The 15558-nt window shown below is 39.5% G+C and carries 14 protein-coding genes; 7 read left to right on the forward strand and 7 right to left on the reverse strand.

Annotated features, from left to right (window positions below):
- The first annotated feature begins 24 nt into the window (after positions 1-24).
- On the forward strand, positions 25-1239 hold the full coding sequence (locus tag ADH99_RS10200; RefSeq protein WP_082160217.1) for an AbiH family protein: 1215 nt from the start codon (positions 25-27) through the stop codon (positions 1237-1239).
- A gap of 110 nt (positions 1240-1349) precedes the next feature.
- Here ADH99_RS10200 and ucpA read toward each other — a convergent pair whose 3' ends face one another.
- From ucpA to ADH99_RS00660, 7 genes are all read right to left on the reverse strand, one after another.
- Positions 1350-2147, reverse strand: coding sequence for an SDR family oxidoreductase UcpA (ucpA, locus tag ADH99_RS00630; RefSeq protein ID WP_049554404.1), 798 nt, complete (start codon positions 2145-2147; stop codon positions 1350-1352).
- Positions 2148-2346: 199 nt separating this feature from the next.
- Complete coding sequence (locus ADH99_RS00635) at positions 2347-3195, reverse strand: amino acid ABC transporter substrate-binding protein (protein WP_049554403.1); 849 nt, start codon at positions 3193-3195, stop codon at positions 2347-2349.
- A gap of 9 nt (positions 3196-3204) precedes the next feature.
- On the reverse strand, positions 3205-3834 hold the full coding sequence (locus tag ADH99_RS00640) for an amino acid ABC transporter ATP-binding protein (RefSeq protein ID WP_049554402.1): 630 nt from the start codon (positions 3832-3834) through the stop codon (positions 3205-3207).
- 12 nt (positions 3835-3846) lie between these two features.
- Entirely contained in the window at positions 3847-4488 is a 642-nt protein-coding gene (locus ADH99_RS00645) for an amino acid ABC transporter permease (RefSeq protein WP_049554401.1), read from the reverse strand.
- Positions 4489-4651: 163 nt separating this feature from the next.
- Complete coding sequence (locus ADH99_RS00650) at positions 4652-5152, reverse strand: DUF4411 family protein (protein WP_049554400.1); 501 nt, start codon at positions 5150-5152, stop codon at positions 4652-4654.
- 6 nt (positions 5153-5158) lie between these two features.
- Positions 5159-6253 (reverse strand): ImmA/IrrE family metallo-endopeptidase, encoded by a 1095-nt coding sequence (locus ADH99_RS00655; protein WP_049554399.1) that lies wholly within the window; start codon positions 6251-6253, stop codon positions 5159-5161.
- Positions 6254-6378: 125 nt separating this feature from the next.
- Positions 6379-7332, reverse strand: a complete 954-nt coding sequence (locus ADH99_RS00660) for a DMT family transporter (RefSeq protein ID WP_049554398.1) — start codon at positions 7330-7332, stop codon at positions 6379-6381.
- A 142-nt stretch (positions 7333-7474) separates the two neighbouring features.
- Between ADH99_RS00660 and ADH99_RS00665 the strand changes: the two genes are divergently transcribed.
- The 6 genes from ADH99_RS00665 to ADH99_RS00690 all read left to right on the forward strand — a co-directional run bounded on the left by ADH99_RS00665 (position 7475) and on the right by ADH99_RS00690 (position 15450).
- Positions 7475-8500 (forward strand): hypothetical protein, encoded by a 1026-nt coding sequence (locus ADH99_RS00665; protein WP_049554397.1) that lies wholly within the window; start codon positions 7475-7477, stop codon positions 8498-8500.
- Between the two features lie 158 nt (positions 8501-8658).
- Positions 8659-10326 (forward strand): N-acetylmuramoyl-L-alanine amidase, encoded by a 1668-nt coding sequence (locus tag ADH99_RS00670; RefSeq protein WP_049554396.1) that lies wholly within the window; start codon positions 8659-8661, stop codon positions 10324-10326.
- Between the two features lie 178 nt (positions 10327-10504).
- Positions 10505-12709 (forward strand): GH25 family lysozyme, encoded by a 2205-nt coding sequence (locus ADH99_RS00675; protein ID WP_049554395.1) that lies wholly within the window; start codon positions 10505-10507, stop codon positions 12707-12709.
- Positions 12710-12875: 166 nt separating this feature from the next.
- Positions 12876-13892, forward strand: a complete 1017-nt coding sequence (locus ADH99_RS00680) for a DUF6287 domain-containing protein (protein WP_049554394.1) — start codon at positions 12876-12878, stop codon at positions 13890-13892.
- A gap of 196 nt (positions 13893-14088) precedes the next feature.
- On the forward strand, positions 14089-14751 hold the full coding sequence (locus ADH99_RS00685) for a hypothetical protein (protein WP_049554393.1): 663 nt from the start codon (positions 14089-14091) through the stop codon (positions 14749-14751).
- A gap of 12 nt (positions 14752-14763) precedes the next feature.
- Positions 14764-15450 (forward strand): hypothetical protein, encoded by a 687-nt coding sequence (locus ADH99_RS00690; RefSeq protein ID WP_049554392.1) that lies wholly within the window; start codon positions 14764-14766, stop codon positions 15448-15450.
- Positions 15451-15558 lie beyond the last annotated feature (108 nt).

Here is a 15558-nt window from a genome sequence, read left to right on the forward strand (position 1 = left end):
AGCAATGAATAAAGAGGCGAAATTATGCAACCTAAAAAGACAACGGATCAACTATTAATTATTGGAAACGGCTTTGATTTAGCATGCGGACTAAAGTCAAGATACAAAGATTTTTTTGATACGATTTCTAAAGAAAAATATAGCGATAATTTTTGGTATTATATTTTGGATTGTTTACGAAATCGTGATTTATTAGAATCTGAAAGTTGGGCAGATATAGAATTACAAATTTTTAATCAGTTAAAAAATATAGAGATACTTTATAAAGATAATTTTATCCATCGGTTGGATAAAGATCCTGATTGTGATTATATTGGATATATTAATAATTATTTAAAGCGACGTCGAGATGACGTGAGTAAAGATTCAGTAACCCCAGAATCATTAGAGATGACATATTGGGGATTAGTAGTAACAAAAAAACAAGGTACAGATATCCCTAAGACTATTGAACAAGCTTTAAGTTATTTATTTAAACATCTAAAGAAACTAGAACAGGATTTTTGTGTTTTCTTATTCGAACAAATTGAAGAAGAAAAAAACACGATGTTTTCTAAAACTATTTCTCAGAATGATTTTGAACCTGAATTTAATAATTATTTTACATGCTCTAAAAAGTTATTAAATCATATTCTAAAAGCTTATTATCCAAATAAATATAAAATGTCTAATTCTCCGGATAAACAAACCGAAACTTTTAAATTTAATGGATCAAATGATATTCTCTCATTTAATTACACTCTACCGGTTCAATCATACAATTGGTGCAATATTCATGGTAGTTTAGAGTGTGAAAATATAATTTTCGGAATTAATTATGATAGTTTAATCTCTCATTTTACAAATCCACCAATTCAATTTTCGAAATCGTATCGAATATTAGAAAACAGCCTTATTTCTAATATTCGTCTTTCTAAAGATATCAAAAACATACTATTTTATGGACACGGTCTTGGTGAAGCTGATTATCCATATTTTCAGTCAATTTTTGATTCAATAGACTTATATCATGGGAATACTCATTTGATTTTCTTTTGGGATGCATATGATGAAGATAAAAAATTAGAACTGCATAAAGAAATGTTAAACAAGGTTGTTAATCTAATCGAAAAATATGGCCAAACTTTTTCAAATAAGGATCATGGAAGAAATCTTCTTACTAAATTAAAAATTGAAAATCGAATTCTGATTAAAGAAATTTTTCCAAAAGAAATATTTAAACAAAATATCCAAGAGTGACTTAGTTCCTCTCGTTTTTGAACGCTTAAACACTCTACTATTTTATTAAAGTAAAAAACAGTTGAAGTAATTTACTTCAACTGTTTTTACTATCTACACTATAGATAATGCTAATTCGTCCCCATGCTCATGGTTTCTGGCAAGGTACTGCCGCCGTCGATGACGATTTGGCTTCCTGTGAGGTAGCTGGCTTCGTCGCTTCCAAGGAAGGCGAAGAGTTCGCCGACTTCGAGTGGATCTGCCAAGCGTTTCATTGGCACTCCGACTGCGATGTCTTGGATGGCACTTTCTGGGTTGTCTGGGTTGGATTCAATGGCCATCTTTTCAACCATTGGTGTACGCGCATAACCGAGTTGTGAGCAGTTCACGCGGATATGGCGGTCTGCGTATTCCACGGCCAAGCATTTTGTCAATCCCACGAGTGCTGCTTTTGTCATGGCGTAGGCTGCTTCACCAGCATCGGCTACGATATCCCCTGTGACGGATGAAGCAATGACGATACTACCACCGCCTTGTTCCAGCATATAAGGAATAACAGCCTGACACGTATTCCATACACCCTTAATATTCACATCGATATGGAAGTCACGCATTTCATCGCTCATTTCTTCAAATGGAGCCAAGCGACAAACCCCAGCGTTGCAACAAGCTACATTCACTTCCCCGAAGGCGTCTTTTGTCTTCTTGGCTGCTTCTTTCATATGGTCTTTGTTGGAGACGTCACCGACATAAGTGACAATCTCTGCGCCGTAGGTTTCTCTTAATTCTTTTGCCGTTTCTTCGACTTCTGGTAATAAGTCGACCAGGCACATCTTAGCGCCGTATTTAGCATAGACCGTTGCAATTCCCTTTCCGAGTCCAACGGCTGCTCCAGTGATGAGTGCTACTTTTCCTTCTAATTTTTCCATGGTTTTCTCTCCTTTCTTTGAACTTTTCTACACCTCCAGTGTACCTTTTTGTGAGCGCTTTATCAATTTTGTTTTTGGTTATTTGAACTTTTTAGAACCGTTATATCTTCAATTTGTGAACTTTAGCGCATTTTATAAAGCAAAAAAATCGCCTTCCAGAAGGTGCCCCTTCCGTCCAGCGATCGTTTTTGTTATTTGGTTATTCTTGCCCTTTTACTTCCGGCGTTGCGACATCCTCACCAAACCACTTCTGGCTGATTTGTTGGAAGATGCCCTCTTGATAAAGTTCCTGGAAGGCCCGGTTCAGCGCTTCAAGTAACTTCTTATCGGCAGGTCTTACGCCTACCGCAAAAGACTCACTCTCGAATCCTGAAGGAATGGTGTCGTACTCGTCGGCGATCCCTTCTGTTGTGAGGTAGTAGTCCGCGTATACACGGTCGATCAGCAAGGCGTCGATACGATCATTCTTCAAGTCGATAATAGCCTCGTTTACGCTTTGGTATTGGTCGGCGTCCCCGCCTTTCACACGGTTCTTCAACACTTCTGGATGTTCTTCAAAATCCAACATCCCTGACGATCCGTTTTGTGCCCCCAGGACTTTCCCTGCCATATCTTCCACTGAATGAATGCTACTCGTTTTCTTCACGACTAAGATTTGCGTATTTTGCATATAGGGAATCGTGAAGGCGACTTTCTCGCGACGTTCGTCTGTCGCAGAATACCCATTCCAAATCGCGTCTATCGTGCCGTTTTGAAGTTCGGTTTCCTTCATGTCCCAGTCAATCGGTTGGAAGTGAACCGTGATGCCAAGTTTCTTCGATACGTACTGGGCGAGTTCGATATCAAAGCCGGCATAGTCGCCATTCTTCTCCTCGAAACCCATCGGAACAAAGGTATTATCGAAGCCGACTGTGAGGCTCTTTTGTTGTTGGTATTTATCCCAGTTATCGACTTTTGGGTTACTTGCCAGTTGTGTGCATCCCGCCAGGCTCATTACCGCCACCCCTACAAGCGCCAAAAGCCCTAGGATTCCTTTTCGTTTCTTCATAGCGGCCTCCTATTTCGGTTCGAACGTCAAGAGTTCATCCGCGATGTTTTCGGCAAAACTTAAATCGTGGGTGACGACGATTTGAGTCATTCCGAGTTCTTTGTTTTGGAGGATTAACTTCTCTACTTCTAGGCGAAGAGCTGGGTCGAGTGCTGACGTTGGTTCGTCGTAGCCGATAATTTCAGGGTCAATCATCATCGCACGTGCCAAGGCGATCCGTTGTTTTTGTCCGCCTGAGAGTGAATACGGGAATGCGTCCTCGTGTCCAGCTAGGCCGAGGCGTTCTAAGAGAGCTCGTGCCTTCGTGTTTGCTTCTTTTTGAGGTATGCCGTTCATTTTCACCGGAGAAATCGTTAAGTTTTCTAACACTGATAAATGTGGGAACAATTGGAAGTCTTGGAACACGAATCCAAGCAGTTGGCGCTTTGTGAGTTCATCAAGCGCGAGCGGTTCCCCGTTATAGAACACTTCCCCAGAGTCAATGGTTTCCAGTCCTGCTAACATACGAAGTAAAGTCGTTTTCCCGCCTCCTGAAGGTCCGACGATGGCCAAGATTTTTCCTTCATGAATGGTTAAGTTAAAATCGGACAAGATTTGTTTATCGCCGAAACGTTTACTTATATTACGTAATTCTAACATCTGCTTGTCCTCCTATTTATAATAACTAAATTTTTTTTCAATGCGTTTGGCCACAAGCGTCACAATCCCGATAACGATGAGATAAATCGCTCCTGCTAGAAACATCGGAACAAGACTGGCATCGCGGTTAGCTGCGGTACGGCTCGCCAGAATCAGGTCTGAGATTCCAAGCGCGTATACAAGGGACGTATCTTTGACAAGGCTCATGATTTCATTGAAGACACTTGGCAAAACAATCTTCGTCACCTGTGGAAGAACGATATAGCGAATCGTCGCTCCTGGTGTGAATTTCAACACTTTCGCCGCTTCATACTGCCCTTTTGGAATTGTATCGATCCCCCCACGGAAAATCTCCGCAAAGTACGCCGCATAGTTGAGCGTGAAAGCAATGAGCGCTGCAGGGAGTCGGTCTAGACGAATGCCGACACTTGGCAAGACGTAATAAATAAAGATAAGTTGAAGTAACAGAGGCGTCCCGCGCATCACCCAAATATAGATGTGAATGAGCCAGTTGAGTGGCTTCCATTTGAGTTGCATCGCAAAGGCAATGAGAATGCCAAGCGGAATCGAGAAGATAAGCACGAGTGCGAACACTTCTAATGTCGTTACTGCTCCGTGTAATAAACTTGGTAAAATTTCGAGTGAATAAGACAAATTAAGGACCTCCATCTGTTAATTGATGGTACATAGTATAGCACAAACGATTTATTTGAAAAAGATGAAAGTTTCATGAGAACGGTCTCAGTTTTAAACTTTTTTATCCTATTTTCTAAACAAAAAAGACCTGTCGAAATCGACAAGTCTTTGAATCTCACTATTAAATACTTAACTCAATTCGCTTGAAGAATTCCAAGCGGTCAATACACTCTACACCAATATCCTCTGCGACATCAGGAATTTTTGCACTTCTTACCGGTCCACCCTTGTATAGATTCACATTCTTTGTTTCTTCTGTTACAAGAACATATTTTTCTTCTTTAGCAATTGCCAGTAACCACCCATCTGCCACCGTTTCTTTAGACCATCCATTTGGTGAATCCAATGCTTCATTTTTATAAACTGGATTATTACGTACGTTATTCAAAACTTCAGCCCACTGCATCCAGTATTTCCGATGGTCAATTGGATTCAAACCACACGTCTCTGTCATATAAGTGTTTAACCAAGCACTATTTTTAGTCTCCTCCATCACAACTCTTGGAACAACGACTTCCTGCTGAAAAGTTTGAACTAATTTCCCCCAAAATGTTGGAAAGTTCCGTTGCGGATAATACCGTTCATAAAATGCAATATAAATATTCGTGTCTAGTAGATACATACCCTATTATCTCTCCCTTAATATTTGATAACCTTTATATCCTACTCCTAATAAACGAAAAGCTTCTGTATACGTAATGCGATCGGATTGAATCGCATTCTCAATATACTGGAAGAAATTTCTATCGATACGATAGCGAGTGTTATTCTTATAATCTCCACCTTTACTCTTTGGTTTCGTTTGATTCTTCCACTCATTTTCCCATTCACGCACGTGCATTTGATAGTCTGAATTTGATAAAAATCCTAAGTCCAACAATCGTCTTGTAATCACAAATCGACTAACTTTAAAAATCGATGCTAATGCGTCAATTGAAGGATGTTCGTCATATCTCATCTTCAATAGGTCGGCAGGCACAAGTACTTCTGCTGTTACCTTATTGACAAAGGCCTCTACTTCATCATACTCCGATTCAAGGGGCGTTTGACCAAGGATTTCCTCTTCTCCTAACAATAGATGTACAAATTCATGGACTAGCGTAAAGACCTGCGCATTTTTTGTATCTGCTTGATTAATAAAAATAATTGGCGCTTTCTTATCCGACAATACGAAGCCACGGAACTCTTTTGGATCTAGTAATCTATGGGTATTGTCTTGAAATTTCCCATTCGTAAAAACAAAGACACCTACACGACTGATTTTTCCACGCAAGAACTTAAACACTTCTTCTTTTTTGACTTTTTCGAAGTAGTTTTTCTTTAAGCCTAATATCTCCCTCACAGCTTGGGCTACAACCATCGCATCATCATCCATCGAAAAGCTTCCAATGAAATCAAGTTCCGGTAAACGTTCTTCTTTTAGAAATGCTTGCTTTGACTTCATCTCTTCAATCGTGTCTCTTAATTCCCTAGAAGGTTCTCCAATAAATTCTGAGTTTACCGTTCTAAAAGGAATCTCAATTTTCTTCTCAGGGATGACTTCATCACTAAGTAACACTCCTAAAGGAATCCGAAAATGTTTCGCCATCTCTGATAATTGGTTAAAGGAAGGTGTTCTCTCTCCCGTTAAAAACTGACCGAATCGTTTACTGACTTTTTGTTCCATAAATTCTTTCGATAATCCCGATTTCTCGAAATAATAATTTAACACTGCCGTATTCATTCGCTCACTTCCTTTCCTAGTTTCAATTATTATACCAGAAATAAATTCGAAATCATCATGATTAGAAAAAAATTTTTATTCAAAAACCGCAACTGGATTTGCTCCAATTGCGGTTTGATTCTTTCTTATTCAATAATGCCTTGTTCCACTTTCCTGCGTTCTTTGAGAAGGTCTCGTACTGAAATCAAGACCACTGCTCCGAGTATCATCGCCATTCCGACAAAATCAATGGCATAAAAATGCTCGTTCATAATGAGAAAGGCAAAGAAGACGGCAGAAATAGGTTCAACCGCAGCAATCAAACTACTTTTCACCGGACCGATGTAGCTCGTCCCTTTTAGGAACATCGTATAAGAAATGACCGTTCCGATAAGGATAATTCCCGTTAACGCAGCCAGAATATCAACACTATATTCCAGTTGGAGGGTCGTGAGTCCACTCATCGGGAAAAGAATGACTCCTGCAATCACCATCCCTACTCCAATCACCGTTAGACTTCCATAGGTTTGAATGAGTTTAATCGGAAGCATAATATAGATGGCATAGGTGAACGCACTAAAGATACCCCAGAATAGCCCTAGTGGTGTGACGCTAAGTTGATTCCACTGACCATGTGTCGCAATCAAGAAGGTTCCCGCCATCGCAAGAACAATAGAAGTCACTTCAGACGCGGTCGGAGCCGTACAATTTTTCAAGCAGATGTACACGAGAATAATGACCGGACAAAGATACTGCAAGACCGTTGCCGTTCCAGCATTACTCAAGGCGATCGCTTGTAAATACGAAAATTGATTTAAGAATAATCCTACAAAGGCAAAAATAACAATTTTGACGTAATTGCTCTTCTCTTTAAAGAACGCGCTTAGCTGCTCGCGGTTGAAGAGAGAACTCATTAGAAGAAGTAGTGTTCCAGAGATAATCAGTCGTAAATCTGTCAAAGCCAGCACACCCATCCCGTGCGCCATCAAGTACTGACCACTCGCTCCACTCATCCCCCAGGCAATCCCCGCAAAGAGCGTCATTAAGGTTCCTTTTAGAATTTTTTGTTTTGGTTGTTTTGTAATGTCTTTATTTTTCATAAATCCGATTATAGCATAAAAAAGAACGATTATTGCTGAAGGAAAAAGTAAATTTTTCGTGAAATTTGTTAATATAGTTTGAACTTCAAACGAATTTTTGTTATAGTAATAACGTTCATTTTTGAAAAACAGGGAGGAAAATATGAATAAAATTACAAAACTAACTTTTATGACTGCAGCAATGTTTCTTTTATCTGCTCAAGCGGTCTACGCAGAAAATGCACCTGCTGAAACGACAGAAGCCACAACGGTAGCTCCTGTAGAAAATAATGCAGACAACCACGAGAATGAAGTCGTGGAAGAATATCAACCAAAAGAAGAGCCTTTTACTGGTTTTACTTCTAGAGATGGCGTGACGTATTATCACGTGAATAATGTTCCAATTACTTCACAATGGAGAAAAATTAATGAAAAATGGTACTATTTCAACGAAGAAGGCATCATGCAAAAAAGTGCAATCGTTGACGGTTACCTTCTACAAGATACAGGAGTCATGGCACAAAACGATATCGTTAAAGTCGGCAACGATGTTTATTACGCAGACGAAAATGGAAGAATTGTTTATAATTCATTAGTGGAAACCGTTAAGGAAGGCGAATATTTGTACTTTAATGCTAAAGGGCATTTAGACCCAAATCCTGAAGCCTATGGATACCTTGTTGGGGATAACGGCATCATCCGTAAAAATGCCTGGGTTGAAAAGGATGGCAAATGGTATTATGCCGATCATAACGGTAAAACGGTTCGTAATACATGGCAAGGCGCATACTATCTTAAAGAGAATGGCGAAATGGCTAAGAACGAATGGATTTATGACAAGAACTACTCTAGCTGGTACTATTTAGCAGAAAATGGTCATTACGTTAGTGATAAATGGGAAAAAGTTAATGGCTTGTGGTATCACTTCCGTCGTGGCGGAGAACTAGATACAAATCAATGGGTCGGTTCTTACTACGTCAAAGGGAGCGGATCAATGGCCGTGAACGAATGGGTATACGACAAGAACTATTCTAGCTGGTATTACTTTGATGGCAATGGCTTCTACATCACTGATAAGTGGGAAAAAATCAATGGCAAGTGGTATCACTTCCGTCGTGGTGGAGAATTAGATACAAACAAATGGATTGGCTCTTACTATGTTACTGCAGATGGTTCAATGAGAGAATAATCATCCAATTTCAAACCAACTACTCCGGTAGTTGGTTTTTTGTTTATTTGTTCAACTAAATCTACTTTTGAACTTTGTATGAATAAAGCGTTAAAACATTGCACCCCTTCCCCCTTTTTGATACACTGATGACGTAAAAAAAGATTCAGGAGGAACCTATGAAAAAAGCAACAAAACTCACTTTTTTAACTGCTACTCTTTCCCTCTTTCTTCCTCAGTTGGTGTTAGCAGAAACCGTCACAGTTACAACGACGACTCTTCCAACAACGAGTGAAGAAACAACGCAGCTTCCAACAACTCAGCAAGAAGAAACGACGACAGAGAATACTACGGAGGCTCCCGTCTCCCTTCCAACCGATTCTAAAAATGATATTTATTTCTACAAACCAGGGGAACATCCACCTTATACGGGTATTTTGAGAGCTGATGGCAACATTTACTATCATGAGAAGGACAAACCGGTTACTTCCACTTGGAAATGGGCAGAAAATCGTTACTTCTACTTTGGTGCGGATGGAAAAATGGTCAGAAACGGCCTCACACCAGACGGATATTTGGTGGATAATGAAGGAATGCTCGCGAATGATGGCTGGGTTTACCTCCAACAAAAATGGTATTACACTACTTCCGGAGGTAAAGCCGTTCGCAACGCTTGGAAGCAAATCGATGGGAAATGGTATATGTTCCATTCAGATGGCACGATGTATGCGAATGAATTCAACTGGAATTATTATCACAAGGCTAGCGGTGAAATGGCAGATAATGAATGGATTTTCGATTCGTATTACAACAGCTGGTTCTATATCAAACCAGGAGGTATTTACGCTCGAAATGAATGGAAAGATGCCTACTACTTAAAATCAGGTGGATACATGGCGAAGTCTGAATTCATTTATGATCCTTCCTACAAAGCAACTTATTACCTTGAGGACAGTGGTAAATACGCTAGCAATCGTTGGCTTCACCTTCAAAACAAATGGTATCATTTCCAAAAAGCTGGTGAAATGGACAAGAATAAATGGGTTGGCGCTTACTATGTAAAAGAAGACGGTTCAATGGCCGAAAAAGAATGGATTTACGACGGCTCTTATGGCGGATGGTTCTACTTACAAGAAGGTGGCTCTTATGTTCGTAACCTCTTCACTATCGATGGTAAAAAGCATGTTTTCCAAGCGGATGGTCTTTGGGTCGCTGAAGTTCCTGAAGCTGTGAATTACGGACAATACAAAAATGTTATCTTCCTTGATCCAGGGCACGGCGGGAAAGATCCTGGCGCAGTCTATAATGGACTTCGTGAAAAAGACTTGAATCTGCAAATCTATCGTAAACTACGTAGCGAATTAGAAAGACTTGGGTATACGGTTCTTACTTCTAGGGATAAAGATGAATTTGTCGACTTCGTAACAGAACGTTCTCAAATGGCGAATAAAACCGATGCGGACTTCTTTATTAGTATCCACTTCAACGCTTCTAGTGTTCGTGGACAAAGTCGCAGCGGTGTTGAAACTTATATTTATGAAGCCGATGAAGATCTTCCACCTCGTATTAATAAGGAAGCCCATGACAATCCCCTTCGTATGAGTGAAAGTAAACGTCTGGCAGAGAATCTCCACGCTTCGATTATTGAAAAATCAGGGGCTAATGACCGTGGCATCCGTGGTGCAAGTTTTGCTGTGCTTCGTGAAACTGCAAAACCCGCTGTGTTATTAGAACTTGGCTATATAGATGGCCCTGAAAGCAAGAAAATCAGTGATAGTGCTTATCAAGATAAGCTTGTTGCTGGAATTGTCAGCGGCATTCAAAACTTCTACAAAACTGCTAAATAATGTATCAATTTCATCAAAAGTCTCATCCATTGGGTGAGGCTTTTTGTTTTCCACTTCCCTTTTTACAAACGATAAAAAACTAATTATTAAGATTGCAAGGAAGCGCTTAGGTTTATTTGAACCTTCCACTCTCATTTGTTATATTGAAATGGTATCACATGAAAAAAGGGAGGAAAAAATGAAAAAATATACAAGACTGACGTTTATTACTAGTGCAATGATGATGCTATCAACGCAAGCAGTCTTCGCACAAACAACCACAGACGAGAAACCATCAGAAGTGACGACAAGCGAAGTAACTACTGTCGCCCCTACTACACAAGAAGAGACAACAACAACCACGACTACCGAACAGGTTCGTACTCGTAGAAAACGTGAAGTATCTAATGAAGAAACACAATCGAAAGAAGTTGAAAAGTCCACTTATACGGGCTTTGTAACAAGAGATGGCGTTACTTATTACCATATCAATAAGGTGCCCATCACCCGACAATGGAAGCAGGTTGACCAAAAATGGTATTACTTCGATGAAGAAGGAAAAATGCTTAAAAATACAACCTTTGATGGGTACGCCTTTGATCACGAAGGGGTCATGGGAACGAATCAATGGATGACAATTCAAGGAGAACGCTACTACGTTACTGAATCTGGAAAATATCTCAAAGATGCTTGGAAACAATTCGATGGCAAATGGTACTACTTCGACCGTGCAGGTAGAATGCAGAAGAATACTCTTGTAAATGGCTACCTGATGGGCGATAATGGCGCACTCGTTACAAATCGTTGGGTGACGTTCAATCAAAAATGGTACTACGCCCAAGAAGACGGGAAAGCCGTTCAAAACGCTTGGAAACAAATCAATGGAAAATGGTATATGTTCCATCAAGATGGCACCATGTACGCCAATGAATTTAACTGGAACTACTATCATAAAGCTAGCGGTGAAATGGCCGATGATGAATGGGTATTTGATACAACCTACAATAGCTGGTTCTATATCAAACCTGGTGGTACTTATGCCCGAAATGAATGGAAAGGCGCCTTCTACTTGAAGTCAGGCGGTTATATGGCTAAGTCCGAGTTCATTTACGACTCCAACTATAAAGCGACCTACTATCTTGAAGAAAACGGGAAATACGCCGCAGATAAGTGGATGCAACTAAACGGGAAATGGTATCACTTCCAAAAAGCGGGAGAAATGGATAAGAATAAATGGGTTGGTTCTTACTACGTTAAAGACGACGGTACGATGGCTGATAAAGAATGGATTTTCGATAAAGGCTATAATAATTGGTTCTACATTCAAGAAGGCGGTCTATATGTCCGTAATAAATGGCTTGAGTTAAATCAAGAATGGTACTTCTTCAAAAACGACGGCCAAATGGCTCAAAGAGAATGGGTTGGCGATTACTATCTCAAAGCGGATGGAAAAATTGCGAAAAACCAAATGATTTACGACCAAAAATACGGTTCTTCCTACTATCTTGAATCTGATGGTCGCTACGCAAAAAATAAATGGGTGAAAGTTGGCCAGTACTGGTACTACTTCCTCTCTAATGGGAAAGTAGCCCGTCAACAATGGATTGATGGCAAGTACTACGTCTTCGATAATGGTAAAATGGCAACAGGAAAACATATCATCGATCATTATGAATATGTCTTTGACGATAACGGAAATGTCCTCAGTAAAAAAGCGGTCGACATCGGCTGGGTCGAAAAGAATGGCAAACGTTATTTCTATAATGGTGCCTCTCAACGTCTTGGGGACGAGCATACAAAGAAAGTCATGGACGTGAGTGAACACCAAGGTCACATCTCCAACTGGGAAAGCATCATCAAAGAAAATGGCATCGATGCGGTGATTGTTCGTATCGGATATACAGGTGCTGAAGATAAACATCTCGCCAATAATATTCGTGAACTAAATCGTTTAGGTGTTCCATACGGCATTTACCTTTACACATACGCTTCTAACGACGAAGATGGTGTCAAAGATGCTAATCTCACATTAGAACTCATCAAAAGATACAATATCAAACCGACCTACCCAATCTATTACGATATTGAAGATTGGCGTTATGAAAATGGTTCTAAAGTGGCCCCAACAGATACCGCTACATGGGTGAAAATCTGGAAAGCTTATCAAAATACGATGGCAAAAGCTGGCTACACGAACGTACGTATTTACAGTTATCAATATCTCTTACAAAATCGCTTGAATCATCCGGATATCTTAAAATATGTCGACTGGGTGGCGGCTTATACTCCACAACTTAGATACCAACTTCCATACAGCCAACCAAGCTGGGGATGGCAATACTCTTCTACGGAGTATGTAAAAGGCTTGGGTCTAGTGGATATGAGCGTTTGGTTTGGACGTTAAACTCAATCGTTTGTTCCATAAAAATGAAAGCTCCTTTGGATTCTTCCAAGGAGCTTTTTGTGTGTTTTGCTCCGTTTGCCTATCTTCTTCCTAAATTTTTTTAGACTTCTACTCTCTTCTTCTGTATAATGAAAACAGATTTATTCTTTCATTAAGGAGAACGATTATGAAAAATAGAAAACTCATTTTCACTCTATTATCTTGTTCTTTCGTTTTAGGCGCATGCCAAACGACTCCAGATACTAGTAAAGAAACAACAACTTCAGAAACGACTACCCTAGAAACAACGACTGCTTCTCAAACAACCACTGCTCCTAAGGAATCCAGCTTAACGTTGCACTCTTTTGATGAAGTTCTTCAAGCTTACGCAAAAGTCCTAGCAGGAGGAGAACCAGATGGAACGACAATCAATCGTTCCGCTCTTCAAGCCGTTCCTAAAGGCGACGTTGAACCAAAGTTTAAAGGAATTTCATATGCCTTTTCCGATTTGAATCAAGACGGAACGGATGAACTTCTGATCGCACTAAAAGACAGCCGCAATGGATACACTTTACTAGATATTTATTCGAATACTGGAGGGTCGCTTACAAAACTAACCAATGTTTCAAATCAAATGGAAGGTATTGGAAATGAACGTACGACTCTCACCCTTCGAGAAGACCGCTCACTATTATTGAGCACTCCGATTAATCAAGAATTTATTTTATTTAAATTAAATAAAGAAGGGAAAGAGCTTGAAGAAGTCTCTAAAACAAATAATCTAGAAGATGTGAAGAAATACCCGAAAGAATTCAATTTACAAAACTTAACATGGAATGCTTTAACGAAAAACACTGCTTCTTCCAAATCAACATCCACTTCTATGGATCTTGACGCCATTCAAAACGGTGATTATTCAAGTATCGCTGGAATCTGGAAAAACGGAAAAGGTCAAACCTTAACCTTCGATAAAAACGGTCTTGTGAGTACCACTGAAAAATTAGGAAAACCAAAGATGGACCGAGGATATTTAACCGTTGCTGTTAACACGAATACTAGTGGCTATTCAATCATCTTCCTACCTGCTGGAACAAAATTTACAATGGTTCCAAAAGAAGATCCATCAGACCAAACTGTCAATCGTATTTGGGCAGGACAAGGTTCAAGTGGTGATCCAAGAGAATTCTTTTATAAAGTTGAGTAAAATCTACATAAGGTTGGCAATCCTTGCCAACCTTATTTTTTCTTTCCTTTCTATTCTAACCGGCTTCCCTAATATGTCCTTCGTTTTAAAGAAATCAACTCCCAAAAATTCTAAACACTCACTCGTTCAAACCTTCACTTTTTATTTATTCTTAATAATGATAAAATAAAAGTAACATCGTTTAGGAGGAAAATTCATGTTTTATAAAACAAAGAAACTACTTTTAGGATTTTTAGCGTTTCTTAGCTTTCTTTTGATTGCTGGATGCCAACCACAAAAAGAACCTGTTGATCTTACAAAGAATCCACAAGGAACATGGCAATGGACAGAACAACAATTGACGTTGCAAAAGGTATTCCTTGCTACTAATGTCGAATCCCGCGCAGCAGCACTTATGTTGGATGACTTAGATAATGTCAATATGACGATGACGATTAAAGACAACACGGTTGAATTGAAGTATCGTTTTGACTATCTCAGAATTTACGAAGATCAATATAAAGGACAAAACCTTACGACACCTGATTTCAAAACATATGTCCAAAAGAAAACAGAAGATTTAAAAGCCTATGTAGCGACTCTTCAACATACCAAAATCACAGTCGACGAAGCAAACTACGCTTATGACTATACGCTAACAGGAACTATTAATCCGGACAATCACACGATTACTTTCCCAGAAACTCCAACATTCCTAAGTAGAATCATCTTAGGACCTACTTCTAACCCACTGGAGGCTATGACGTATAACTATACAGTGGAGGGAAAACAAATGACCCTTTCTGCTGAGGGCAAAAACGATAAAGGTTTGAAACTTGTGATGCGTCTTCGTTTCAACTACACAGAAGAGAACAAATAGAAGGAGTGATGAATGATGAAAATGATGAAAAAAATTTCGCTATGGACAATGTCGCTTCTTACTCTTCTATTCGTTGCAGGATGTGCTGAACAAAAGCCAGGACAAACGACTGCTGAAACAACAACAGAAGCCCCTGAACCAGTCGCTCTTGAAGGTGAATGGCAAGCAATCGACTTTAGAGATACAATAGAACGTACATTTTTATATACTTACAAGGACGCATATACCCGATTGAAAGTAACAGAGGCTTTCGAAGATGTCTCTCCTACGTTAACAATCGAAGGAACAAAGGTGACTCTTACGTACACGGCTGATATGAATAAATACTTCGAGTTCTTTGCTGAAGCACATAAAGATATCGCTAAGGACAAGGCTGAAGCTGCTAGAGTTCTTGCTGCAAATGCTCAAAAAAATATTAAAAAATCGGAAGACTTATCTGGTACTTACAACGACGAAACTTATATCTATAAAGGGAAACAAGAAGGTGGCGTTTTAGACACAAACGCAAAAACGATTGTCTTCCCGGATGTTCCAAATCTATTTGGTATTCTTCCACTTTATATTTCTTCAAAAGAAGTCCCAATTACGTATCACTATGAGGTCAACGGCGATATTCTTACGATGTACGCTGAAAAGGTCTTTAAAGAAAATGGAATTCGTTTGGTTTATCCGATGAAATTTAAGAAAGTGCAAAAATAATTTATTAAGTGCACTATTAAAATACTTTAGAACCTTTGGTTCGTAATAGTTATGATAACTGCTACACCGGGTTGAGCCTTAGGTCTCAACCCTAGCAAGCTTCAAAGA

The sequence above is a fragment of the Granulicatella sp. 572.rep1_STHE genome (assembly GCF_001073445.1).
Taxonomy (GTDB): domain Bacteria; phylum Bacillota; class Bacilli; order Lactobacillales; family Aerococcaceae; genus Granulicatella; species Granulicatella adiacens.

Coding starts and splice junctions, on each gene's coding strand:
- ADH99_RS00690 (WP_049554392.1), top strand. CDS start 14,764: ATGATGAAAATGATGAAAAAAATTTCGCTATGGACAATGTCGCTTCTT.
- ADH99_RS00685 (WP_049554393.1), top strand. CDS start 14,089: ATGTTTTATAAAACAAAGAAACTACTTTTAGGATTTTTAGCGTTTCTT.
- ucpA (WP_049554404.1), bottom strand. CDS start 2,147: ATGGAAAAATTAGAAGGAAAAGTAGCACTCATCACTGGAGCAGCCGTT.
- ADH99_RS10200 (WP_082160217.1), top strand. CDS start 25: ATGCAACCTAAAAAGACAACGGATCAACTATTAATTATTGGAAACGGC.
- ADH99_RS00635 (WP_049554403.1), bottom strand. CDS start 3,195: ATGAAGAAACGAAAAGGAATCCTAGGGCTTTTGGCGCTTGTAGGGGTG.
- ADH99_RS00680 (WP_049554394.1), top strand. CDS start 12,876: ATGAAAAATAGAAAACTCATTTTCACTCTATTATCTTGTTCTTTCGTT.
- ADH99_RS00670 (WP_049554396.1), top strand. CDS start 8,659: ATGAAAAAAGCAACAAAACTCACTTTTTTAACTGCTACTCTTTCCCTC.
- ADH99_RS00675 (WP_049554395.1), top strand. CDS start 10,505: ATGAAAAAATATACAAGACTGACGTTTATTACTAGTGCAATGATGATG.
- ADH99_RS00640 (WP_049554402.1), bottom strand. CDS start 3,834: ATGTTAGAATTACGTAATATAAGTAAACGTTTCGGCGATAAACAAATC.
- ADH99_RS00660 (WP_049554398.1), bottom strand. CDS start 7,332: ATGAAAAATAAAGACATTACAAAACAACCAAAACAAAAAATTCTAAAA.
- ADH99_RS00655 (WP_049554399.1), bottom strand. CDS start 6,253: ATGAATACGGCAGTGTTAAATTATTATTTCGAGAAATCGGGATTATCG.
- ADH99_RS00650 (WP_049554400.1), bottom strand. CDS start 5,152: ATGTATCTACTAGACACGAATATTTATATTGCATTTTATGAACGGTAT.
- ADH99_RS00665 (WP_049554397.1), top strand. CDS start 7,475: ATGAATAAAATTACAAAACTAACTTTTATGACTGCAGCAATGTTTCTT.